This is a genomic window from Streptomyces sp. NPDC021019, assembly GCF_044333295.1.
Taxonomy (GTDB): Bacteria; Actinomycetota; Actinomycetes; order Streptomycetales; family Streptomycetaceae; genus Streptomyces.
This window is the reverse complement of sequence record NZ_JBIRQR010000008.1, coordinates 1-22,401: the sequence shown is the minus strand read 5'-3', so window position 1 is coordinate 22,401 and position 22,401 is coordinate 1. Positions and strand designations below refer to the sequence as shown.

The 22,401-nt window shown below is 72.6% G+C and carries 19 protein-coding genes and 1 pseudogene; 17 read left to right on the top strand and 3 right to left on the bottom strand.

The genetic code is table 11. The features are described from left to right. Positions 1–95 precede the first annotated feature (95 nt). From ACH4RG_RS31280 to ACH4RG_RS31265, 4 genes are read left to right on the top strand one after another with little or no spacing between them, the layout of a single operon-like run. On the top strand, positions 96–674 hold the full coding sequence (locus tag ACH4RG_RS31280; protein WP_397931456.1) for a (2Fe-2S)-binding protein: 579 nt from the start codon (positions 96–98) through the stop codon (positions 672–674). Continuing rightward, on the top strand, positions 671–1,663 hold the full coding sequence (locus ACH4RG_RS31275) for an FAD binding domain-containing protein (protein ID WP_397931453.1): 993 nt from the start codon (positions 671–673) through the stop codon (positions 1,661–1,663). Before ACH4RG_RS31280 ends, ACH4RG_RS31275 begins: the two co-directional genes overlap by 4 nt. Further along, on the top strand, positions 1,660–3,813 hold the full coding sequence (locus ACH4RG_RS31270) for a xanthine dehydrogenase family protein molybdopterin-binding subunit (RefSeq protein ID WP_398540569.1): 2,154 nt from the start codon (positions 1,660–1,662) through the stop codon (positions 3,811–3,813). The genes ACH4RG_RS31275 and ACH4RG_RS31270 overlap by 4 nt, the downstream gene beginning before the upstream one ends. Next, entirely contained in the window at positions 3,806–4,963 is a 1,158-nt protein-coding gene (locus tag ACH4RG_RS31265; RefSeq protein WP_397923628.1) for an XdhC family protein, read from the top strand. Before ACH4RG_RS31270 ends, ACH4RG_RS31265 begins: the two co-directional genes overlap by 8 nt. Here ACH4RG_RS31265 and ACH4RG_RS31260 read toward each other — a convergent pair. Then, entirely contained in the window at positions 4,950–5,639 is a 690-nt protein-coding gene (locus ACH4RG_RS31260; RefSeq protein WP_398540568.1) for a TetR/AcrR family transcriptional regulator, read from the bottom strand. The two genes, ACH4RG_RS31265 and ACH4RG_RS31260, sit on opposite strands and share 14 nt — an antisense overlap. Before the next feature lie 150 nt (positions 5,640–5,789). Here ACH4RG_RS31260 and ACH4RG_RS31255 point away from each other — a divergent pair, with 150 nt between their 5' ends. From ACH4RG_RS31255 to ACH4RG_RS31235, 5 genes are all read left to right on the top strand, one after another. Next, the gene (locus ACH4RG_RS31255; protein ID WP_397923632.1) at positions 5,790–7,235 is read left to right on the top strand and encodes an MFS transporter; all 1,446 of its coding nucleotides are present in this window, start codon (positions 5,790–5,792) and stop codon (positions 7,233–7,235) included. A 355-nt stretch (positions 7,236–7,590) separates the two neighbouring features. Next, on the top strand, positions 7,591–7,815 hold the full coding sequence (locus ACH4RG_RS31250) for a hypothetical protein (RefSeq protein WP_397923634.1): 225 nt from the start codon (positions 7,591–7,593) through the stop codon (positions 7,813–7,815). Between the two features lie 41 nt (positions 7,816–7,856). Further along, a complete protein-coding gene (locus ACH4RG_RS31245; protein ID WP_397923636.1) occupies positions 7,857–8,576 on the top strand; it encodes a HemK2/MTQ2 family protein methyltransferase in 720 nt (239 codons plus the stop codon). A 19-nt stretch (positions 8,577–8,595) separates the two neighbouring features. Then, entirely contained in the window at positions 8,596–8,823 is a 228-nt protein-coding gene (locus tag ACH4RG_RS31240; protein WP_398540567.1) for a CDGSH iron-sulfur domain-containing protein, read from the top strand. Continuing rightward, positions 8,820–9,851, top strand: a complete 1,032-nt coding sequence (locus tag ACH4RG_RS31235) for an iron-containing redox enzyme family protein (RefSeq protein WP_397931447.1) — start codon at positions 8,820–8,822, stop codon at positions 9,849–9,851. The genes ACH4RG_RS31240 and ACH4RG_RS31235 overlap by 4 nt, the downstream gene beginning before the upstream one ends. 300 nt (positions 9,852–10,151) lie before the next feature. On the opposite strand, the gene ACH4RG_RS31230 is transcribed toward ACH4RG_RS31235, so the two are convergent. Next, positions 10,152–10,889, bottom strand: a complete 738-nt coding sequence (locus ACH4RG_RS31230) for a GAF and ANTAR domain-containing protein (protein ID WP_397923642.1) — start codon at positions 10,887–10,889, stop codon at positions 10,152–10,154. A gap of 195 nt (positions 10,890–11,084) precedes the next feature. Here ACH4RG_RS31230 and ACH4RG_RS31225 point away from each other — a divergent pair, with 195 nt between their 5' ends. The 7 genes from ACH4RG_RS31225 (at position 11,085) to ACH4RG_RS31195 (ending at position 20,056) form a co-directional block, all read left to right on the top strand. Then, a complete protein-coding gene (locus ACH4RG_RS31225) occupies positions 11,085–11,561 on the top strand; it encodes an STAS domain-containing protein (protein ID WP_397931444.1) in 477 nt (158 codons plus the stop codon). Positions 11,562–12,037: 476 nt separating this feature from the next. Next, positions 12,038–12,766: a GAF and ANTAR domain-containing protein gene (locus tag ACH4RG_RS31220; protein WP_397923646.1), complete on the top strand. Its 729-nt coding sequence runs from the start codon at positions 12,038–12,040 to the stop codon at positions 12,764–12,766. Positions 12,767–12,895: 129 nt separating this feature from the next. Continuing rightward, positions 12,896–14,212: an acetyl-CoA carboxylase biotin carboxylase subunit family protein gene (locus ACH4RG_RS31215; RefSeq protein WP_397923648.1), complete on the top strand. Its 1,317-nt coding sequence runs from the start codon at positions 12,896–12,898 to the stop codon at positions 14,210–14,212. A 56-nt stretch (positions 14,213–14,268) separates the two neighbouring features. Beyond that, a complete protein-coding gene (locus ACH4RG_RS31210; RefSeq protein WP_397923650.1) occupies positions 14,269–16,302 on the top strand; it encodes a CocE/NonD family hydrolase in 2,034 nt (677 codons plus the stop codon). Between the two features lie 27 nt (positions 16,303–16,329). After that, positions 16,330–17,631, top strand: coding sequence for a cation:proton antiporter (locus ACH4RG_RS31205; RefSeq protein WP_397923652.1), 1,302 nt, complete (start codon positions 16,330–16,332; stop codon positions 17,629–17,631). 62 nt (positions 17,632–17,693) lie between these two features. Next, positions 17,694–18,260 carry a PadR family transcriptional regulator gene (locus ACH4RG_RS31200; RefSeq protein WP_397923654.1) on the top strand — a complete coding sequence of 189 codons (567 nt, stop codon included), beginning with the start codon at positions 17,694–17,696 and terminating at the stop codon, positions 18,258–18,260. 62 nt (positions 18,261–18,322) lie between these two features. Continuing rightward, the gene (locus ACH4RG_RS31195) at positions 18,323–20,056 is read left to right on the top strand and encodes an acyl-CoA dehydrogenase family protein (protein ID WP_397931441.1); all 1,734 of its coding nucleotides are present in this window, start codon (positions 18,323–18,325) and stop codon (positions 20,054–20,056) included. Between the two features lie 3 nt (positions 20,057–20,059). Here ACH4RG_RS31195 and ACH4RG_RS31190 read toward each other — a convergent pair. Next, positions 20,060–20,335, bottom strand: a pseudogene (locus ACH4RG_RS31190) (molybdopterin dinucleotide binding domain-containing protein); the annotation flags it as partial. Positions 20,336–20,414: 79 nt separating this feature from the next. Between ACH4RG_RS31190 and ACH4RG_RS31185 the strand changes: the two are divergent. After that, entirely contained in the window at positions 20,415–22,256 is a 1,842-nt protein-coding gene (locus ACH4RG_RS31185; RefSeq protein ID WP_397931438.1) for a serine/threonine-protein kinase, read from the top strand. The last annotated feature ends 145 nt before the right edge of the window (positions 22,257–22,401 follow it).

Sequence of the window (22,401 nt, the reverse complement as noted above, 5' to 3'; positions counted from 1 at the left end):
CTACCTTAGCGCCGGTCGCGTTCGCCGGCCGCCGGATCGACCGGTCCCGGCCGACGGTCCGGTTCCTCGTCACCAGAGACCAGAGAAGGCTGATCATGGCCCCAGCGACCTCGTCGACGTCCAGTGCGATCACCCTGAACGTCAACGGCGAGAAGCACCACCTGCCCATCGACCACCGCACCACCCTGCTCGACGCCCTGCGCGAGCGCCTCGACCTCACCGGCACCAAGAAGGGCTGCGACCAAGGACAGTGCGGCGCCTGCACCGTCCTGGTCGACCGGCGACGCATCGTCTCCTGCCTCAGCCTTGCGGTCGCGGCCGAGGGGCGCGAGATCACCACCATCGAGGGCGTGGCCGAGGGCGACGAACTGCACCCCGTCCAGCAGGCCTTCCTCGACCTCGACGGCTACCAGTGCGGCTACTGCACACCCGGCCAGATCTGCTCGGCCATCGCCGTCATCGAGGAACACGCGGCCGGCTGGCCGAGCGCCGTCACCGACGACCCGGGGCCCGATGCGGGACCGCCACCGCTGACGCCCGACGAGATCCGCGAGCGCATGAGCGGCAACCTGTGCCGCTGCGGCGCCTACGTCTCGATCGTCCGGGCCGTCGCCCGCGCCGCCGAGTCCCACGCCGAGGACCGGACGGCAGCCACGAAGGAGGCTTCCGCGTGAAGGAGTTCGACTACCAGCGCGCCCACGACGTCGCCGGTGCGGTCGCGCTCCTCGCCGCCGCCCCGGACGCGCGGTTCCTCGGCGGCGGCACCAACCTCGTCGACCTGATGAAGTCCGGCGTGGAGCGCCCCGCCCGCCTCGTCGACGTCCGCGAACTCCCCCTGGACCGCGTCGAACCCACGGCGGACGGCGGTCTGCGCGTCGGAGCGACCGTCACCAACAGCGATCTCGCCGCCCACCCCGAAGTCCGCCGCCGCTACCCGGCATTGGCCCAGGCCGTGCTGGCCGGAGCCTCCGGGCAGCTGCGCAACATGGCGACCGTCGGCGGCAACCTCCTCCAGCGCACCCGCTGCGGCTACTTCACCGACGTCTCCAAGCCCTGCAACAAGCGTGCCCCGGGCAGCGGTTGCCCCGCCGTCGCCGGTGAACACCACAACCACGCCGTCCTCGGCGCCTCCGACCACTGCGTGGCCGTTCACCCCTCCGACATGGGCGTGGCGCTGGCGGCGTTCGACGCGGTGGTCTCCTACGAGAGCGCCGACGGGCCCGGCGAGACACCGTTCTCCGACTTCTACCTCCCCGTCGGAGACACCCCGCACCGGGAGACCGCCCTGCCGCCCGGCGCGCTGATCACCCACGTCAGCCTCCCCGCCGCACCCGTCGCCGCCCACTCCCGCTACCGCAAGGTGCGCGAACGCGCCTCGTACGCCTTCGCCATCGGCTCCGTCGCGGCGGCGCTCGACATCGAGGACGGCCTCGTACGCGAGGCGCGCCTCGCCCTCGGAGCCGTCGCCTCCCGGCCCTGGCGCGCCCGTACGGCGGAAGCCGTGCTGACCGGCGCACCGGCCGACGCCGCGACCTTCGCCGCCGCGGCGGACGCCGAACTGGCCGCCGCCCGGCCGCTGCCCGACAACGGATACAAGGTGACCCTCATGCGCAACCTCGTGGTCTCCGTACTCACCGAACTCGCCGGAAGGGACGCCCGATGACGACCACCACGCCGGGACCCCGAGCCGTGCGCGGAGCCGTCGGCGTCGCCCACACCCGCGTCGAGGGCCGGGACAAGGTCACCGGCGCGGCCCGCTACGCGGGCGAGATCCCGCATCCGGACCTGGCCCACGGCTGGCTCGTGCTGTCCACGGTCACCCGAGGCCGGATCCTCGACGTGGAGACCGCCCCGGTCCTCGACATGCCGGGCGTGCTCACCGTGCTGCACCACGGCAACGCCCCGCGTCTGAACCTCGACTACGTCGGCATGCTCGGCACCCCGCCGGACCCGACCTGCGCCGTCTTCCAGAACGACCGGGTGCCGTTCGCCGGCTGGCCGGTCGCACTCGTCGTCGCGGAGACCTCCGAGGAGGCCCGGGAGGCCGCCGAAGCGCTCGTGGTGACGTACGAGCGGGAGCCCCACGACACCGTGCTCGTCGCCGGCCACCCGGACGCCTACCCCGCCGCGAGCCACATGCCCGCCGAGACGGAGAAGGGTGACCTGGAGGACCGGCTGGCGGCGTCCGCCCATGTGGTGGACGCGCGGTACACCACCCCCGAAGAGCAGCACAGCATGATGGAGCCGCACGCGGCGACCGCCCACTGGGACGGCGGCCGGCTGGAGGTCGTCGACTCCAACCAGGGCGCCGTCTGGGTCCAGAGCGAGCTGGCCATGATGTTCTCGCTCGACGCCTCCTCGGTGCGGGTCCGCTCCGAGCACATCGGTGGTGGCTTCGGCAGCAAGGGCCTGCGCGCCCACCAGGTGTCCGCCGTGATGGCCGCCACCGCCCTGCGGCGCCCGGTGCGCGTGGTGCTGAACCGGCGGCAGACGTTCACCCTGGGCGGCTACCGCAGTCCCACCATCCAGCGGATCAGGCTCGGCGCGGCCCCCGACGGCCGGCTGCTGGCCCTGGAGCACCTCTCGCTGAACCAGACGTCGACGGTGTACGAGTTCGTCGAGCCCAGCGCGGGCGTCGCCCGGGTGATGTACGACGCCGAGGCGCACCGCACCGGCAACCACGTCGTACGGCTCGACGTGCCGTCCCCGACCTGGATGCGCGCGCCGGGGGAGGCCCCGGGGTCGTTCGCGATCGAGGCGGCCCTCGACGAGCTCGCCGTACGCGCCGGTGTCGACCCGATCGAACTGCGCCTGCGCAACGAGCCGGAGGTGGGCCCCGTCTCCGGGCTCCCGTTCGGCAGCCGCAATCTGGCGGCCTGCTTCCGCGAGGGCGCGCGCAGGTTCGGCTGGGCGGACCGCGATCCGCGGCCCGGCACCCGCCGCGACGGACGCTGGCTGCTGGGCACCGGCACGGCGGCGGCCTCCTTCGGCGCCGGGGCCGCCCCGTCCACCGCCCTGGTCACGGCGGAGGCGGACGGTTCGTTCACCGTACGGATCACCGCCGCCGACATCGGCACCGGAGCCCGCACCGCGCTCACCCTGATCGCCGCCGACGCGCTGGAGACCGCACCCGAACGGGTCCGGGTCCGCATCGGCGACAGCGACTTCGGCCCCGCGATGATCGCCGGCGGTTCCATGGGCACCCGCTCCTGGGCCTGGGCGGTCACGGCCGCCGCAGCCGAACTGCGGGAGCGGCTCGCGGTGACCACGAGCCTCCCCCCGGAGGGGATCACGGTGCGGTCCGACACCACCGAAGCGCTCGCGGGCCTCGCGCGGAAGGAACGGCACTCCTACGGGGCGCAGTTCGCCGAGGTCGCCGTCGACACCGCCACCGGTGAGGTCCGGGTGCGCCGCATGCTGGGCGTCTTCGCCGCGGGCCGCATCGTCAATCCGCTCACGGCCCGCAACCAGCTCGTCGGCGGGATGACCTGGGGCATCTCCATGGCCCTGCACGAGGAGGCGGTCCGCGACCGGAACAGCGGCGGTCACTACGCCCCCGATCTCGCCGGCTACCACGTGGCCACGCACGCCGACGTCCCGGACATCGAGGCGGACTGGGTGGACGACCACGACCCGGACGACCCGGTCGGCATCAAGGGCATCGGGGAGATCGGCGTCGTGGGCGCGGCGGCGGCCGTCGCCAACGCGGTCTGGCACGCCACCGGCGCCCGCCACCGGGACCTGCCGATCCGCCCCGACCGGATCCTCGCGGCCACGGTGCCGGACCCCGCCGGGGGAGCGGCGGATGCTTGACATCGCCGGCGAGCTGCACCGATGGATGGCGGAGGGCCGGGAGTTCGCCGTCGGCACCGTCGTCTCCGTCGCCGGCAGCGCGCCGCGCGGGCCCGGCGCGGCCCTCGCCGTCGACAGCGAGGGCACGGCGATCGGGTCGGTCTCCGGTGGCTGCGTGGAGGGCGCGGTCTACGAACTGTGCGCCCAGGCCCTCCAGGACGGCCGGACCGTGCGCGAGCAGTTCGGCTACAGCGACGAGGACGCCTTCGCCGCCGGGCTGACCTGCGGCGGGGTCATCGACATCATGGTCACGCCGGTCCGCGCCGGCTCGCCGGAACGCGCGGTGCTGGGGGCCGCGCTGTCCGCCGCGGTCTCCGGCACGGGGGCCGCCCTCGCCCGGGTGGTGAGCGGCCCGGAAGGGTTCCTGGGACGTGCGCTGCTCGTCCGCGCCGACGGTGGCCACGAGGGCGGGCTCGGCGGGCGCCCGGAGCTGGACCGTACGGCGGCGGCCGAGGCCTCGGCCCTGCTGGACGCCGGCCGCACCGGCGCCGTCACCCTCTCCGAGGACGGTACGCACTGCCCCGGCGGGCTCACCCTGCTCGTCGAGACCAGCGTGCCACCGCCCCGCATGATCGTCTTCGGCGCGGTGGACTTCGCCGCGGCACTGGTACGGGCCGGGAAGTTCCTGGGCCACCATGTGACGGTGTGCGACGCCCGTCCCGTCTTCGCCACCCGGGCCCGGTTCCCCGAGGCGGACGAGGTCGTCGTCGACTGGCCCCACCGCTATCTCCGGCGCACCCCCACCGACGGGCGCACCGTGCTGTGCGTGCTGACGCACGAGGCCCGGTTCGACGTGCCGCTGCTCACGGAGGCGCTGCGGATGCCCTCCGCGTTCGTCGGCGCGATGGGATCGCGCCGCACCCACGAGGACCGCGGGCGCCGGCTGCGCGAGGCGGGACTGAGCGACCGGGAGCTGGACCGCCTGCGTTCGCCCATCGGCCTGGACCTCGGAGCCCGTACGCCCGAGGAGACGGCCCTGTCCATCGCCGCGGAGATCGTGGCGGCCCGGCGGGGCGGCACGGGCCTCCCCCTGACCGGAGGCGCGGACCCCATCCACCGGGAACCGCGCCAGGAGCCCCACCGCGACCCGCGGGCCGTCAGCCGGCGCTGAGTCCACCGCGGATCCGGTCGACGACGGCGGCGACGAGCTGGTCGAACTGCTCGTCCGCGGTGGGAAGGGACAGCGCGGCGGCCTCCCGGAGGGTGGGAACGTCGAGGTCGGCGTGGGCGGTGAGCCAGGAGTCGGGGACGAGCGTGTTCCGGTCGTCCCCGACCCCTCCGGCGGGCCCGTCGACCACGAGGGCGAAGGACAACACGAGCAGGGAGAGATGACGGTGCTCCGCGAGCGCCGCCGGGAGGTCCAGGCCGACGTCCCGCAGCAGCCGGAGGAACCGGTCCAGGTGGAGCAGGCGGTTGGGGTGCACCGAGGCCGGGGGGGTGTCCTCGTCCAGGGAGACCAGCAGGGCGCGGGGCCAACGGCGGTACAGGGCGCGCAGGGAGGCTGCGTAGCCGGCGACGGAGGTCTCCCAGGCCGCGGGGTCGAGCGGGGGCGGGTTCCAGGAGGTCAGCATCAGGTCGACAGCCAGGCTGACGACTTCCCCGCGATCCTCGACGTAGTTGTACAACGCCCGCACGGTCACGCCCAGTTCGGCGGCGAGAGCCCGCATCGTGAGGGCCGGGAACCCCTGTGCGCCGGCCATCTCCAGAGCCTTGGCGGCGATGATCCCGCGAGTGAGGACGGGGCGGCCCTTGCGTGTGGCGGGTCGGCGGCGAGGCGTGGCAGACATGGCGACAGCGTACGACCCCTCGAACTTCACGCATGTTGACTTTAGTGCTGAGGGGAGCCAGGCTGGCCATGTCACGGGCCGCCAGGGCTCGTTCGCCCGCTCTCGCCGTGCGGGCCGATCACGCCCGCCGAGCCCGGAGGCCGATCCCGCATGCCTGCCCAGAAGTCTCGACGTCTTCCGCCGCTGAGCGGGGTACTGGTGCTCGTGATGGCCTCCACGGGCCTGGTGGTCGTCGACCTGACGATCGTGGCCATCGGGCTCCCGCTGATCAGCGCCGACGTCGCGGACGGAGCCTCGGCCGAGTCCGTGGTGGTGACGTACGTGGTCGCGATGGGCGCGCTCACCCAGGTCGTGGGAAGCCTGTCGGACCGCTGGGGCCGACGTACCCTGTTCCTCGCCGGGATCGCCGTGTTCACCCTGGCCTCCCTGGCCGCGATCTCGGCGCCGGACCTGTTGTGGCTCAACGCCGCCCGGGTAGTCCAGGGGGCGGGAGCCGCCGCGATCATGGTGAACGGCATTCCGCTGCTCTCCGACCGTTATGAGGGCGCGGAGCGCGACCTCGCGATCGGCGCCTGGGGCTCGTTCGCGACCGCGGCGGGCCTGCTCGCGCCGACCCTCGGCGGGGTGCTGGCCGAGACCTTCGGCTGGCGGGCCGTCTTCGCGATCAACCTGCCCCTCGGCGCGGCCGCCTGGGTGCTGGCCGTACGCGTTCTGCCGCGCACCCCGGGGGCGCCGGGTGCCGGGCGGACGGACTGGCTCGGCAGCCTGCTGCTCATGCTCGGCCTCGGCGCGGCCACGCTGCTGATGCTCCGCTCCGGCGACGCGCCCTGGTCCGGGCGGGAGACCGCCGTGCTGCTCGCCGCCTGCCTGGCGCTGGCCGCCTTCCTGGCCGTCCAGCTCCTGGTGCCCGCGCCGACGCTGGAGCTGCGGATGTTCGGCCGGCCCGCGTTCTCCGGTGCGATGCTGGCCGTCCTGCTCAGCCGCGTCCTGACCATCGGCGGCTCGGTCTACCTGGTGCTGTACTTCTCCGAGGGCCTCGGTATGGGCCCGACCGCGGTGGGCCTGCTGATGACCCCGATCTTCCTCGCCCAGATCGTCATGGGCCTGGTCGGCTCCCAACTGATCGGCCGCTCGGCACCCGGCCTGGTCATCGGCGCCGGCTACGCGCTCAAGGGCGTCGGCCTCGCCGCTCTGGCGTTGCTGATCACCCCCGGCACCCCGTGGTGGGCGCTGTTGGCGCCGTTGCTCGCCTGGGGGGCGGGCGGCGGCATCGCGGGCGCACCCGTCATGGCCGTCGCCGTGCGGGTCACGGCCCCCGAACGGGTCGGCATGGTCGCCGGGACCGTCGCCACCCTCGCGTCCCTCGGCGCGGGGGTCGGAACCGCGGCGCTCGGCGCGGTCTTCACGCTCCACGGCGGCCACGGCGCCCAGGCGGTCACCGACGGGGCCCGAGCCGTGCTGGGCGTGTCCGCGGCGCTGGCGGTCGTCGCCGTGCTCACCACCGTCACGCTCATCGGACCACGCCGCGTCCCCGGCCCGGCCCCCGCCCCGGCTCCGGCGGAGGAAGACGGCGATCCTTCGGCCGCCCGAAGCTGAGGACCGCCGGAGACGGCGGCTGAAGAAGGTCCGGAGCGTCCTTCATCCGCGCCCCGATGACGTCGAGCAGCCCCGGAAGGCCGAGGCCTCGGCCTTCTTCGTGACGCGCTCGGTGGTGCGCGCCCAGCCGGCGCTCTCTCCGCCTCCCGTTGGTACGCACGTCCATTCCCCTGCCGGTCCGAACGTCGCATTCAGCGTACGACGGACCTCCGGCGCACGACCGGTGTCCCCGGTGCGGCGAGCGGCGGATGTTTGGCGGGGCCGTTCGGGGTCACTCCACTACAGCGGCGCGAGCCACCCGGAACAGACACGCCCAGGTAGCGGACCCTGAGGTGCGCGCCGGGGACGAGGAGACATGAACCGATCGACGGTGGAACTACTACTGACCGCACAGGAGGACACGATGCGTGACGTACGCAGGGTCCTGCGGGCCAAGGTACTGAAGGCCCGCGGGCTGGCCACGGAATCGGACGGCAAGGCGCTGGACGACCAGGACCGCAAGGAGGAGGGCCGACGCCGGCAGGCCGAGGCGCGCCGCCAGGAGCGGCAGGCGCGGCCCGACGGGCGACCCGGCCGTTGAACGGGCCGGAGGTTCGGGTACCCGAGGGCGAAGACGGCCCGATGGCGCGGCAGGCCCCGCCGCACACGTCCGGCAGGGCACGGCGGCCGGGCGGGGAAGCACCGCGGCCCGGCCGGGTCGTACGGCTGCCCGGCGTCTACCGGCCCCAGACCGACACCCTGCTCCTCGCCCTGGCCATGCGCCGCGAGGGGATCGGCCCGGGCACGGACCTGCTGGACCTCTGCACGGGGAGCGGCGCGCTGGCCCTGCACGCCGCCCGGCTCGGCGCCCGCGTCACCGCGGTGGACATCAGCCGCCGGGCCGTCGCGTCCGCACGGCTGAACACCGCGCTGGCCCGCCTGCCCGTCACCGTACGCAGGGGCGACCTGCTCGGGGCCCTGCCCGGCCGCACGTTCGACGCCGTCGTCAGCAACCCGCCGTACGTTCCGGCCCCCGGCCCGTCGGTGCCCCGGCACGGCCCCGGCCGCTCCTGGGACGCGGGCCCCGAAGGGCGGGTGATCCTCGACCGCATCTGTGACGACGCCTTCGCCGCGCTGCGCCCCGGCGGGCTGCTCCTGCTGGTCCAGTCGGGGCTGAGCCGCCCCGAGGAGACGGTCGGCCGGCTGTCCGCGGCCGGACTGGACGTCACCGTGACCGACCGGGTGATGATCCCGTTCGGGCCGGTCACCCGACGCCGGGCGGCCTGGCTGCGGGCACGGGGCCTGCTGCGGGACCGTCTGGACAGGGAAGAACTGGTGGTGATCCGTGCCCGGAAGGAATGAGACGCCGCGCCGCGTGGTGATGAGCCTGCAAGGACCGATCCTGGTGGAAGGGCCGGTCGAGGTCGTGGGCGACGACGGTACGACCACCCGGTCCGACCGCTTCGTCGTCGCCCTCTGCACCTGCCGCCGCAGCCGCGCCTACCCGTGGTGCGACACCAGCCACCGCCGCCGCAAGCCCGCCGGGCCCTCCGGGGCCCCGCCCGGCGGCCGACAGCCCCAGGAGGGCGAGGAGGAGTCCCGACCGTGACGATCCCGGACACCACCATCCACAGGAGCCCCGTGGCGCCTCCCGGACTTCCCCGGGCGCGCGGCCCCCTGAGCGAGAGCGTCCTCGCCGTGCTGGCGGGCGGCGGAGCTCCGCTGCCCGAAGCCGGTGCTGTCCGCCGGTCCGACCCGTACGGGGACGACCTCCAGCTGCTCCTGTACGTCCTGTACGAGCTCCACTACCGGGGTTTCGCGGGCGTGGACGAGCGCCTGGAATGGGACCCGGCCCTGCTCGCCGTGCGCGCGGCGGCCGAGGACGTCTTCCTGGACGCGCTGCGCCGCGACAGCGGCCCCGGCGGGAAGGACGTGGCGGAGGCGGTCGGCGCGCTCCAGCTGGAACCCGTCGGGGACGACGGCCGCAGCGTCAGCCACTACCTCCGGCGGGAGGGAGAGCTGTGGCAACTGCGCGAGTACGCCGCCGTGCGCTCCCTCTACCACCTCAAGGAAGCCGACCCGCACCTGTGGGTGGTGCCCAGGCTCCACGGCCGGGCGAAGGCGGCGATGGTCGCCGTCGAGTTCGACGAGTTCGGCGCGGGCCGGGCCGAGGACGTCCACGCCCAGCTCTTCGCCGACCTGATGACCGACCTCGGCCTCGACGCGCGGTACGGCCGCTACCTCGACGCCGCGCCCGCCCAGGCCCTGGCCACCGTCAACCTGATGTCGCTCTTCGGCCTCCACCGGCGGTTGCGCGGCGCGCTCGTCGGGCACTTCGCCACCGTGGAGATCACCTCGTCCCCCGGGTCGAGAAGGCTGGCCGAGGCCCTGCGCCGCGCGGGCGCGGGCCCCGCCGCCCAGCGGTTCTACGACGAGCACGTGGAAGCCGACGCCGTCCACGAACAGGTGGTGCGCCACGAGGTGATCGGCGGCCTGCTGGAGGACGAGCCCGGCCTGGCGGCGGACGTCGTTCTGGGCATCGAGGCGACCGGCCACCTGGAAGACCTCCTCGGGGACCACCTGCTGGCGGCGTGGCGTGAGGGGCGCTCCGCCCTGCGCACGCCCCCGAAGCCCTGAGAGGCCCCAGGTCGGGCCCGGAGCCCTGAGAGAGCCCTGAACACCGCCTCTCAGTCGGTCTCCGGGGGCGTCTCCCGTACGGATTCCACGGAACGAACCCCCACGGTTGTGCCGCTCTCGGAGGCGTCGTCCGGAGCGACGACTCCGGAGCGTCTCAGGACGGCGCCGATGGCTGCTTTCCCAACCGGCCGGCGCCTGAGATCCGCGTACGCCGGATACCTGAGGGAGGAGTACCCGCGCAGCGAATGCCAAACATGCCCCGTGCCGTGCCGCTGTCCTGCGACTCCTCCCGGCTTCGGATCACGGACGCGGGCGCAGGCGGGAGCCACCGGAGGGAGGGCCGCCGGAGACGCTCGTGACCAGTTGCGCGCAGAGGTCGCGGAGCTTGACGTTGCGGTGCTGCGACGCGGTGCGCAGGGTCTGGAGCGCTTCCTCGGAGGTGCAGCGGCGCTGGTTCATGACGATGCCGGCCGCCTGGTCGATCACCGTGCGGGACCGGAGCGCCGCCTCCAGATCGGCGGTGAAGGTCCGCGTGTCCGAGAGCCGCTGGGCCAGTGCGACGGCCCCGGTCGCCTGGGCGGCGAGCGCGCGCAGCCCGCTGAGGTCGGCGTCGGCGAAGCCGTTCTCCTTGGGCGCGTACAGATTCAGCGCGCCCGCCGTGTGGGAGCGCGCCGCGATCGGCAGCGACAGCGACGACCGGGTGCCGGCGGCGACGGCGAAGGCGGGGTAGCCGTTCCACCGGCTCTCCTCGCGCATGTCGTTCACGCTGACCTCGTCTCCCTCGCGCAGGGCCTGCAGGCAGGGGCCGTCATCCTGCCCGTACTGCGCCTCGTCCAGCAGCGGGGCGCTGGTGCCCGCGCTCGCCACGGTCAGGGGACGGTTCTCACGCTCCAGCGTGACTCCGCAGCCGTCGGCCGTGGGCGACAGGTCCAGCGCGCTCTGCGCCAGGGCTCCAAGGAATCCGTCCAGGGTGTCGGTCTCCAGGAGGAGGGAGACAAGGTCCGGCGGCCTCGGAGTGAGCACTCCGTCGTCGCTCATGGTCGCTCCCTTCCCGGCCTGAACTCTGTGACCAGCATCGCACTGTACGCGCCGCGCCGCGCCGCTTCCCGGGCGTGGCCGCCCCTGTTGCAGCGGACCGCCGCGCACAACAGGTGTAGGTCGCCGCAGGGCGGGCAGACGCGCACGGAGGTCAGGAAGCGGCCGTGCTCTCAGCCCTGCTTCCCTGGAGTGCTCATGTTCCTGCTCAGCTATCACCTCGACGCCGCGCACCTGGTCGTAGAACTGGGCGCAGTGGTCGACCTCGACAACGAGGCGAGGATCGAGCGCGAAATCCTCCGTCTGCTGCCGTGCTGCGGTCCCCGGGCCCTCGTCGTGGACCTCCGCACCCCCGTGCTCACCCCCCGGGCCCTGGGGCTGCTCCTGCGGGTGCGCGGCCGGTCCGAGGAGCGCGGTGTCCCGATGGTGGTCGTGGCCGGGTACGACACAGGCCGCGAGGCGCTGAGCGCCGCCGGTCTCCACCGCGTCCTGAGGGTCGCGCCGACTCTTCAGGGCGCGGTGTCACGCAGCCGGGGCTGCCGGCCGGAGTCGGAGGCGTCCCCGGGCGGGACGCGTGACGACCGGCCCGGCGCGGCGTCTTCCGGCAGGTCCGCGGAGGGGCCGATCGGCCCGTACGCCGACACCTCCCGTCCCCGCTACCCGGGGGAGCGCTGACGGGCGGACACCGAGCGGGTTGATCCGGACGGACAGGCCGGGCCGGGCCGCGCCGGGCGAGAGGGCATAATGAAGGGCTGGAGGTCAGGAAACGGCCCTTGAGAATTCTTCCTGCCTCCGTGGAGTGTCCCGTGAACCTCTGTCCTCGTGCCCGTGCCGCCCTTTCGGCTCCGGCCTCCCGCGCTTCCGGCGCCCCGCACGTTTCCGTACGGGCGGCCCGCGGCCGGCCACCCGCGGTGAGGCCCCACTCCGCAGACGTCCCGGCAACAGCCGCTGCCCCGAAGGCCGGTAGCGCGCCCGCCACTCGGCGGCCGTCCCGCGACGACGTCTGACCCCCCACCACCGCCCCACGCCCGGAGCCCGCTCGGCGGCTCGGTGCGTAGGTGGCGGCTGCCCCGTCCCGGCGGCCCGGACCGCGCCGCCCAGCTCTGCCCCGCCCTTTCCGCCGGCGGGTCACCGCCCAGAACGAGATGATCATGACTGACAGGCCCGTGGCCGAGGTGCCGGACACGACCGCGCTGCTCCTGGAGACGAAGTCGCTGGACGAGTTCCTGCACGCACTCGCCCGCAGCGCCCTCGCCCTGGTGGAGGAGGCCGACGGCTGCGGAATCACGCTGGAGCGGCAGGGACGTCCCGTCACCGTCTCCAGCGTGGGAGCCAGCGCCACGAAGCTGGACGAGGCCCAGTACGGGCAGGACGACGGTCCCTGCCTCCAGGCGATGCGCACCGGCCGCGAGGTGAGCGTCCCGGACACCCTGCGGGAGAGCCGCTGGGCCGACTACCCCGCCTACGCGGCGGTCTGCGGCGCCCGGTCGTCGCTGTCCCTGCCCATCGCGCCCCACAGCCACACGGCCGGTGCCCTCAACCTGTACGCGCCCCTCCCCAACGCGTTCGACACCGCCGACCTGACGGCGCTGAGACTGCTCACCGCGCAGGCCACCGGGGCCATCGCGCTGGCCCAGCGCATCGCGGACACCGAGGAGTTCGCCGCCGACCTGGAGGCCGCCCTGCGGTCGCGCACCGTCATCGACCAGGCGATCGGCGTGGTCGTCGGCCAGCAACGCTGCACCCCGGAGAAGGCCTTCGACGTGCTGCGCACGGCATCGCAGCACCGCAACATCAAACTGCGCGAGCTCTGCGCCGAGTTGATCGCCAGCATCACCGGCGAGGTCCCGCCCGAGGGCCGCATCCAGCCCCGGAGCTGAATTCCCCGGGCCGCGGAATTCTCGAACCGGAGCGTCCCTTTCAGGCCCCCGGTTCGGTGCACCGCGTTTGAACTGGCGCGCAGGGGTACACGGCGCAGATCCCGGACGACCTGTACGAAAGGAGATCCTGTGCCCCGAGATCCCCGCAAGAACATATTCGTCATCGGCATGGACGAGGCGAATCTGCGGACCCTGGAGGCTGTTCCGGACGCCGACGGCCACCGTCTCCATCCGCTGCTCAGCATCAAGGAACTGCAGGAGGAGAGCAACACCGTCGACGAGCTGATGACCCGCGCACGTGCCGTGCTCGACGCCCACGAGGGAGACATCGACGCGATCGTCGGCTACTGGGACTTTCCCGTGAGCACCCTCGTACCGCTGCTGAGCAGGGAGTACGGCACGACCAGTACCAGTCTGGAATCCGTGGTCAAGTGTGAGCACAAGTACTGGAGTCGGCTGGAGCAGCAGAAGGTCATCGACGAACACCCCCGCTTCGGCCGGGTGGATCTGCGGAGCGACGATCCGCGACCACCGGACGGCGTGAGCTTTCCCATGTGGCTCAAGCCCGCTCTGTCCTACTCGTCCGAGCTGGCGTTCGGCGTCTCGGACATGACGGAATTCCGGACGGCGGTCAAGGAGATACGCGGCGGGATAGCCCGGGTGGGCAAGCCCTTCGAAGCCATACTCGATCTTCTGGAACTGCCCCCGGAGATGGCGGGAGTCGGCGGGCAGGTCTGTCTGGCCGAGGAGGCCATGACCGGTATCCAGGTGGCCGTCGAGGGATACGTGCACCAGGGCGAGGTCACCGTCTACGGCGTGCTCGATTCGATCAACTACCCCGACTCCTCGTCGTTCCTGCGCCACCAGTACCCCAGCACCCTCCCGGCCCCGGTGATCCAGCGGCTGCACGAGGTCAGCGAACGCACCATGCGACAGATCGGCATGGACGCGGCGACCTTCAGCATCGAGTACTTCTACGACCCGAAGACCGCCGACATCAGCCTGCTGGAGATCAACCCCCGGCACTCCCAGTCGCACGCGGAGTTGTTCGCGTTCGTCGACGGTGTGCCCAACCACCACCGGATGCTCCGGCTCGCCCTCGGCGGCGACCCGGCCCTGCCGCCCGGCGGGGGCCGCTACAGGATGGCCGCCAAGTGGTACTACCGCTGGTTCGGTGAAGGGCGCGTCCACCAGGTACCGACCGCCGAGGAGATCGCCGCCATCGAGCGGGAGATTCCCGGTGTCCACATCGACATGGTCCCTTCCGAGGGGCAGCGACTCTCCTCGGTCAAGGGTCAGGACAGCTACAGCTACGAGGTCGCCCACATCTTCACCGGCGGCGACGACGAGAACGACCTGCGCCGCAAGTTCGACGCGTGCGTCGCCGCCCTCGGTCTGCGTTTCGACGAGACGGAGCCGGGCGGGCGCGGCCGGAATTCCTCGTGACGCCCCGGGTACCCGCCCCCACCGGACCCGACGCCAGGAAGGAATCCGCCGCCCGTATGCGATACGTCGAGCAACTCCCGTACGAAACGGGAGAAGAGAACCACGTCACCATCACCATGACGGACGGGGTGCGTCTGTCGGCCAGGATCTGGCGGCCCGTCTCGTCCGACGGGGAGCCGGTCCCCGCGGTCGTGGAGTGCATCCCCTACCGCAAGAACGACCTCACCTCGACCCGTGACGCCATCCACCACCCGTACGTCGCGGGCCACGGCTACGCCTGCGTCCGTGTGGACCTGCGGGGGACGGGCGAGTCGGAGGGCGTGCTCCTGGACGAGTACCTGGAGCAGGAGCAGCGCGACACCGAAGAGGTGCTGGCCTGGGTCGCCGCCCAGCCCTGGTGCGACGGGACGACCGGCATGACGGGTATCTCCTGGGGCGCCTTCGCCGCGCTCCAGACGGCGGCCCGGCGGCCCGAGAGCCTCAAGGCCATCGTCATCGCGTCGTTCACCGACAACCGGTACGCGGACGACATGCACTACCTCGGTGGCGCCATGCTCTCCGACAACCTCGCCGAAGCCGGCACGATGTTCGCGTACGCCACCTGCCCGCCCGACCCCGCGGTGGTGGGGGAGCGGTGGCGGGACATGTGGCGGGAACGGCTGGAAGCCGCCCGTCCCTGGGTCCTCGAATGGCTCCGCCATCCGCACCGCGACGCCTACTGGCAGCACGCCTCGCTCAACGAGGACTACGCGCGGCTGAGGTGCCCCGTCCTCGCCTCCAGCGGCTGGGCCGACGGGTACTCCAACGCCGTCACCCGGCTCCTGGCCAACGTGGACGTCCCCCGCAAGGGGCTGATCGGCCCCTGGTCCCACAAGCTGCCGCACCTCGGCGAGCCCGGCCCGGCCATCGGTTACCTCCAGGAAGTCGTCAAGTGGTGGGACCACTGGCTCAAGGGCGTCGACAACGGCATCATGGAGGGGCCGATGCTCCGCACCTGGATGCAGGACAGCGTCCCGCCCTCCACGTCGTACGAGGAGCGCCCCGGCCGCTGGGTGGCCGAGCCGTCCTGGCCCTCACCGCGGATCAAGGAAGTGGCGTACCCGCTGCGGGGCTCCGCCATCGTGATGGCCGACGACCGGGAGCCACCGCCGAACGGTCGTACGCGCACGGTCCAGTCGCCGCTCTCCGTCGGCCAGTTCGCCGGCAAGTGGGCGTCCTACAACGCGCCCCCCGACCTGCCCTACGACCAGCGTGAGGAGGACGGGGGCTCCCTGGTCTTCGAGACCGAACCGCTCGCCGAGCGGATGGAGATCCTCGGCTCGCCGACCGTCGGCCTGGAGGTCTCGGCCTCCGCCCCCGTCGCCCAGATCACCGCCAGGATCTCCGACGTCGCACCGGACGGCCGCGCCACCCGCGTCACGTACGGCGTACTGAACCTCACCCACCGGGAGAGCGACGAGCACCCCCGGCCGCTGGAACCCGGCCGCCGCTGTCACGCCCGGATCCCGCTGAACGGGGTCGCGCAGGCGTTCCCGCCCGGCCACCGTGTCCGGCTCTCCCTCTCGACCTCGTACTGGCCCCTGGTGTGGCCGGCGCCGGCGCCCGCTCTGCTCACCGTCCATGAGGACGGCGGCGAGCTGGTTCTGCCCGTACGCCCCACCGGGGAGGCGGACGGCATGCCCCAGGCGTACTTCGGGGAGCCGGAGGGGTGCCGACCGCCGCCCGTCACCCGGCTGACCGAACCGGAGCAGGCCTGGAACGTCTCCAGGAGCCTGGTGGACTACCACTCGGCCCTCGACATCGTGAAGGACCGAGGAACGCAGCGGTACGAGGAGAACGGCATCGAGGTGGGGCTGCGGGCGTGCGAGAGGTACACCTCCGTGGCCGACGACTTCACCTCCCCGAGCGGCCGGTCCGCCTGGACCATGCGGTTCTCCCGGCCGGGCTGGGACGTGCGGGTCGAGACGAGCACCGTCCTGACCGCGAACGCGGACGAGTTCATCGTCGACGCCACCCTGGACGGCTATGAAGACGGCCGCCGGGTCTTCTCCCGCACCTGGAACGAGACCGTTCCCCGCGACCTGGCCTGACGACATGACAGGAGGGTGACACCGCACGTGTCGATCACCACCGAAGGCGCGGTGTACGCGTGCCTCGGCATCGGAGCCTTTCTCGCCGCGGTGCTGCCCCGGCTGCTCTCCCGCCTGCCGGTCTCCGTGCCGATCGTCTTCCTCGCCGCCGGAGTGCTCCTGTACCTGACACCGCTGCCGCTGCCCGCGGTCGACCCGGTCGCCGACCGCGGTTGGGTGCACCACCTCACCGAGCTCTGCGTGATCGTCTCGCTGATGGGAGCGGGCCTGGCCATCAACCGTCCCTTCGGGTGGCGGTCCTGGGCCGCTACCTGGCGACTGCTCGGGCTGGCGATGCCGCTGACGATCGGGGCGACCGCGCTGGCCGGCTGGGCGCTGCTCGACTGGCCGGTGTCGGCGGCCCTCCTGGTGGCCGCGGTTCTCGCACCGACGGATCCCGTGCTCGCGTCCGAGGTGCGCGTGGGGGAGCCGTCGGCCGAGAAGGAGGACGAGGACGAGGTCCGCTTCGCGCTGACGAGCGAGGCCGGACTCAACGACGGCCTCGCCTTCCCGTTCGTCCTCGCGGCCGTGGCCCTGGCCGCCGCCGGGGAGAGCTGGACCGGGGGCTGGATGACGCACTGGGTCTGGAGCGACGTGCTCGTCCGGATCTCCGCGGGCGTGGCCGTAGGCCTCGCCATCGGCCTCCTGCTGGGGCGGGTGCTCTTCCGGTCCCGCGCCAGATCGCTGCGGCTCGCCGAACAGGGCGAGGGGTTCGTGGCGTTGGCGGCCACCTTCCTGTCCTACGGCGTCGCCGAGGCCCTGCACGGCTACGGTTTCCTCGCCGTGTTCGCCACCGCGTGCGCCCTGCGCGGGTCGGAGCACAGCCACGGTTACCACCAGGTGATGCACGCGTTCGTGGAGCAGATCGAACGCCTGTTGATGGCCCTGCTTCTCTTCGGTGTGGGCGCTTTCGTCGCTTCCGGCGGCCTGGCCGCGCTCACCTGGAGGGGGGCGGCGGTCGGCGTGCTGCTGCACCTCCTCATTCGCCCGGCCGCCGGCCGGCTCGCCCTGCTGCGGGGCCCGGGCCGCCCGAACGAGCGCGCGGCGGCCGCCTTCTTCGGGATCCGGGGCATCGGCTCGCTCTTCTATCTCGCCTACGCCCTCGGGGAGGGCGGATTCGGATCGTACGAGAGGGAGATGTGGGCGGTCGTCGTCTTCGCCGTCCTGATCTCCGTCGTGGTCCACGGGGTGGCGGCGGCCCCGGTGACCTCCTACCTCGACCGACGCTCGGCCGAGTCCTCCCGGCGCGACGCCCGCACGGGCCCCGGCCCCGGGCCCGGGCCCGGGTGAGCCGTGTCTCATCGGGGCTCCACGACTTGTCTATGCAACGAGTTGCATAGAAGGATCGCGGTATGGCCCTCGACCACGCGATCCTCGTCTCCCTGCTGGAGAAGCCCGGCTCCGGCTATGAGCTGGCCCGGCGGTTCGAACGGTCCATCGGGCACTTCTGGACCGCCACCCACCAGCAGATCTACCGCGTGCTCGCGCGGATGGTGACCGACGGCCTGCTCCTCGTCCGCGAGGTGGAGCAGCAGGGCCGGCCGGACAAGAAGGAGTACTCCGTCACCGGCCCCGGCCGCGCGGCCCTCGCCGCCTGGCTGCACAAGCCGATCGAACCGGAGAGCCTCCGGCACGACCTCGCGGTGAAGATCCGGGGCGCGGCCTTCGACGACCCGGCCGCCCTGATCCGCGAGGTCGAGCGGCACCGCCAGGCGCACCGGGACCGGCTCGCGCACTATCTCGCCGGGGAAGTGCGCGACTTCACCGGGCCCGACGCCCCCGCGCCGTTGGACGCGGGGCAGGAGCTCCAGCACGTCGTGCTGCGCGGCGGCATCGCGTACGAGCGCATGACGATCGCCTGGCTCGACGACGTACTCGACACCCTCGACCGGCTCGCGGCTTCGAGGCCGGACGCCTGAACGGCGCCCCGACCGCCACCTCCGCAACCACCACGACCCCACCCTTCCCGGAAGGCACCGCCATGGCTGAGTCCTTGCTGTTCAACCCGCGCACCTACGACCCCGAGCACTTCGACCCGGAGACCCGCAGGCTGCTGCGCGCCACCGTCGACTGGTTCGAGGAGCGGGGCAAGCGCCGGCTGATCGAGGACTACCGCTCCCGCGCCTGGCTGGGCGACTTCCTCGCCTTCTCCGCGAAGGAGGGGCTGTTCGCCACCTTCCTGACCCCCGTCTCCGCCGCGGTGGACGGGGCGGAGACGGACCGGCGCTGGGACACCGCCCGGATCGCCGCACTCAACGAGATCTTCGGGTTCTACGGTCTGGACTACTGGTACGCCTGGCAGGTGACCATCCTCGGTCTCGGCCCGGTCTGGCAGAGCGACAACGCCGCCGCCCGCGACCGGGCCGCCGAACTCCTCGCCCAGGGCGAGGTGTTCGCCTTTGGTCTCTCCGAGAAGGCCCACGGCGCCGACATCTACTCCACCGACATGCTGCTGGAGCCGGACAGTGAGGTCGACGGCGGCTTCCGGGCCTCCGGCTCCAAGTACTACATCGGCAACGGCAACGCCGCCGGTCTCGTCTCCGTCTTCGGCAGGCGCACCGACATCGAGGGCCCCGAGGGTTACGTCTTCTTCGCGGCCGACAGCCGCCACGAGGCGTATCACCTGGTGAAGAACGTCGTCGACTCCTCCAAGTACGTCAGCGAGTTCCGCCTCGCCGGCTACCCGGTGGCCCCCGCCGACATCCTGCACACCGGCCGAGCCGCGTTCGACGCCGCGCTCAACACCGTCAACGTCGGCAAGTTCAACCTCTGCACCGCCTCCATCGGCATCTGCGAGCACGCGATGTACGAGGCCGTCACCCACGCGAGCAACCGCATCCTCTACGGCCGCCCCGTCACCGCCTTCCCGCACGTGCGCCGTGAGCTGACCGACGCCTACGTCCGGCTCGTCGGGATGAAGCTGTTCAGCGACCGCGCCGTCGACTACTTCCGCTCCGCCGGGCCCGAGGACCGCCGCTACCTGCTCTTCAACCCGATGACGAAGATGAAGGTGACCACGGAGGGCGAGAAGGTCATCGACCTCATGTGGGACGTCATCGCCGCCAAGGGCTTCGAGAAGGACAACTACTTCGCCCAGGCCGCCGTAGAGATCCGGAGCCTGCCGAAGCTGGAGGGCACCGTCCACGTGAACCTCGCGCTGATCCTCAAGTTCCTGCGCAACCACCTGCTGGACCCGGTCGGCTTCCCGGCCGTCCCGACGCGCCTGGACGCCGCCGACGACGCGTTCCTCTTCCGGCAGGGACCCGCGCGCGGTCTCGGCTCCGTACGCTTCCACGACTGGCGCCCCGCGTTCGACGCGTACGCCGAGGTGCCGAACGTGGCCCGCTTCCGCGAGCAGGCGGACGCCCTGTGCGCCTTCGTCGGGACGGCCGCCCCCGACGAGGAGCAGAGCCGCGACCTCGACCTCCTCCTCGCCGTCGGCCAGCTGTTCGCACTCGTCGTCCACGGCCAGCTGATCCTGGAACAGGCCCGACTGACCGGCCTGGACGAGGAACTGCTCGACGAACTCTTCGCCGTGCTCGTACGCGACTTCTCGGCACACGCCGTCGAGCTGCACGGCAAGGACTCCGCCACCGAGGACCAGCAGCGCTGGGCGCTCGGAGCGGTACGCCGTCCCGTCGTCGACGCGGCCCGTTCGGCGCGGATCTGGGAGCGCGTCGAGGCGCTGTCGGGGGCGTACGAGATGGCGGAGTAGCCCGCAGCCGCGCGGGATGTCGTACGGGATCGCCGTGCAGCCGTTCAGGAACCCCTCGCTGCCGTCCTTCGCCGTGCTCGTGATGTCGACGGGCCCCATGTCCGGGATCCCGCGTTCGCGCATGTCGGCCCGGTTCATGAAGACCAGCGTGCGCGGGTTCCTGATACCCCGATAGCGGTCGTTGTCGGAGTAGACGGTGGTGCTCCACTGGTCGTGCGAGCGCATCGTGCCGAGCGCCAGGGCGCCGGCCTCGGGCACGACGTCGGGCAGGGCGGCCGCCCGGCATTGGGTACGCTCTCGTCTGATCTTCGGGGCGTGTGCGGGCTCCGGACTGCCGTGACCAGGGGGATGGTTCCTAATGAGCAGTGCGTCTTCGACCGACCCGTTCCAGCCGCTCAAGGCCGACGATCCGGCTGTCGTGGGGGGCTACCGGCTGGCCGCCGTGCTGGGCGCGGGCGGGATGGGCAAGGTGTACCTCTCGTACACGCCGGGCGGTCGTCCTCTCGCGATCAAGGTGATCCGGGCGGAGTTCAGTGAGGATCCGGAGTTCCGGCGGCGGTTCCAGCAGGAGGTGCGGGCCGCGCAGCGTGTGCAGGGCCTGTACACCGCACCGGTCATCGACTCGGACACCGAGGGGGCGCAGCCGTGGCTGGCGACGGCGTACGTGCCGGGCCCGTCGCTCGCGCACGCGGTGGCCCGGCACGGCGGGCTGCCGTTGCGGAGTGTGCTGTTGCTGACCGTCGGGGTGGCGGAGGCGCTCGGTGTCATCCATGGTGCGGGCATCGTCCACCGCGACCTGAAGCCCGCGAACGTGCTGCTGGCGGCCGACGGGCCCCGGGTGATCGACTTCGGCATCGCCCGGGCCGCCGACACCACCGCCCTCACCGGCACCGGCGTCAGCGTCGGCACCCCGGCGTTCATGTCGCCCGAACAGGCGGCGGTCGGCACCGTCACTCCGGCCACCGACGTCTTCGCCCTCGGCCAGATCGCCGCCTACGCCGCGATCGGCGCACCCGCCTTCGGCGACGGCCCCTCGCACGCCGTCCTCTACCGCATCGTCCACGAGGACCCCGACCTCAGCCGGCTGCCGGACGCACTGCGCCCCCTGGTCACCCGCTGCCTCAGCCGCGACCCCGCCGAACGCCCCACCCTCACCGACATCATCCGCATGTGCCACGAGATCTCCCCCGAACCACTGCGCCAGGGCGAGGACTGGCTCCCACAAGTGGTCGCCGGCTCCATCACCGAACGCCACCAGCTCCCCGCCCCCGCACCCACCCCGCCGCCCCGGCCCACCACCGGACCCGCGCCCACGCCGACGCAGTACGCTCCGCAGCCCCCGGCACCGGGCCCCGCCCAGCCGTACACCCCCACCGGTTACGCCGTGGCCGCCGCCCCCACACAGACCGGACCCGCCGCTCCCGGGGCGCCGGGAACCGTGCCGACCGGTCACTGGCAGCAGAACACCCACCCCCAGGGCTTCGCGACCCCGCCGCCCCACCACCCGTCCGGATTCGCCCAGCCCGGCTACCCGCAGCCCGGCTCCCAGCAGACCGGCTGGGGCTCGCCCGGTTTCCAGCCCGCCGCGCCGCGCCCCAAGCGGGCGGGGCTGATCGTCGCCGTTTCGGTCGTCGGCGCGCTGGTCGTCCTGGGTGTCATCGGCGCCCTGTTGCCGGAGGACCCCGACACCTCGGGCAAGGGCGACCGGTCCCAGGCTTCCGCCAACGGCGGTGCGAGCGGCAGTGGGTCCGGAAACAAGGGCCGGCAGGAACCGGTCGACCCCAGGCCCGTCTCGTACGAGGGCATCGACGTGACGGCGAACTACGCCCTGCGCCTCGCCGACCATCCGCCCCGGCCGCTGGAGGACGAGGACAGCGGCGTCATGTACGGCAAGAAGGACTTCTACTTCTACTGGGACTCCCTCTTCGGCGACGAGCAGGTGGGCAGCGACAACGGAAAGCTCGTCGTGCTGAAGAACTCGCAGAAGGGCTCGCTGAAGGTCTGCCGCGAGGAGACCCGCTACACCGAGAAGATCGGGCTCGACCAGCTCACGTCAGGATCGCAGATCTGTGTGCTCAGCAAGGCCGGGCACATCGCCGTGGTGACCTATCGCGGCAAGTCGGGTGCGAACGACCCCAGTCGCTACATCACCATCGACCTGACGGTCTGGCGCAACGCCGAAGAGGCGCAGCAGGACTGACGGGCAGCCAGGCCGATCGCCCGCCCCTCACCTGTCGCACGTCGGCGCGCCGGGGGGGTGCCCCTATGGGTTTGGTCAAGCTGATCGGGCGGGTTGGGGTTCGTAGAAGGTGCCGTCGCGGAGCATCGCGAAGAGGACGTCGGCC

What these genes read in the sequence shown, in the direction of transcription:
- ACH4RG_RS31265 (WP_397923628.1), top strand. Translation starts at nt 3,806, where the DNA reads ATGCTTGACATCGCCGGCGAGCTGCACCGATGGATGGCGGAGGGCCGG.
- ACH4RG_RS31250 (WP_397923634.1), top strand. Translation starts at nt 7,591, where the DNA reads ATGAACCGATCGACGGTGGAACTACTACTGACCGCACAGGAGGACACG.
- ACH4RG_RS31220 (WP_397923646.1), top strand. Translation starts at nt 12,038, where the DNA reads ATGACTGACAGGCCCGTGGCCGAGGTGCCGGACACGACCGCGCTGCTC.
- ACH4RG_RS31255 (WP_397923632.1), top strand. Translation starts at nt 5,790, where the DNA reads ATGCCTGCCCAGAAGTCTCGACGTCTTCCGCCGCTGAGCGGGGTACTG.
- ACH4RG_RS31230 (WP_397923642.1), bottom strand. Translation starts at nt 10,889, where the DNA reads ATGAGCGACGACGGAGTGCTCACTCCGAGGCCGCCGGACCTTGTCTCC.
- ACH4RG_RS31200 (WP_397923654.1), top strand. Translation starts at nt 17,694, where the DNA reads ATGGCCCTCGACCACGCGATCCTCGTCTCCCTGCTGGAGAAGCCCGGC.
- ACH4RG_RS31240 (WP_398540567.1), top strand. Translation starts at nt 8,596, where the DNA reads ATGAGCCTGCAAGGACCGATCCTGGTGGAAGGGCCGGTCGAGGTCGTG.
- ACH4RG_RS31270 (WP_398540569.1), top strand. Translation starts at nt 1,660, where the DNA reads ATGACGACCACCACGCCGGGACCCCGAGCCGTGCGCGGAGCCGTCGGC.
- ACH4RG_RS31210 (WP_397923650.1), top strand. Translation starts at nt 14,269, where the DNA reads ATGCGATACGTCGAGCAACTCCCGTACGAAACGGGAGAAGAGAACCAC.
- ACH4RG_RS31245 (WP_397923636.1), top strand. Translation starts at nt 7,857, where the DNA reads ATGGCGCGGCAGGCCCCGCCGCACACGTCCGGCAGGGCACGGCGGCCG.
- ACH4RG_RS31185 (WP_397931438.1), top strand. Translation starts at nt 20,415, where the DNA reads ATGAGCAGTGCGTCTTCGACCGACCCGTTCCAGCCGCTCAAGGCCGAC.
- ACH4RG_RS31195 (WP_397931441.1), top strand. Translation starts at nt 18,323, where the DNA reads ATGGCTGAGTCCTTGCTGTTCAACCCGCGCACCTACGACCCCGAGCAC.
- ACH4RG_RS31225 (WP_397931444.1), top strand. Translation starts at nt 11,085, where the DNA reads ATGTTCCTGCTCAGCTATCACCTCGACGCCGCGCACCTGGTCGTAGAA.
- ACH4RG_RS31260 (WP_398540568.1), bottom strand. Translation starts at nt 5,639, where the DNA reads ATGTCTGCCACGCCTCGCCGCCGACCCGCCACACGCAAGGGCCGCCCC.
- ACH4RG_RS31280 (WP_397931456.1), top strand. Translation starts at nt 96, where the DNA reads ATGGCCCCAGCGACCTCGTCGACGTCCAGTGCGATCACCCTGAACGTC.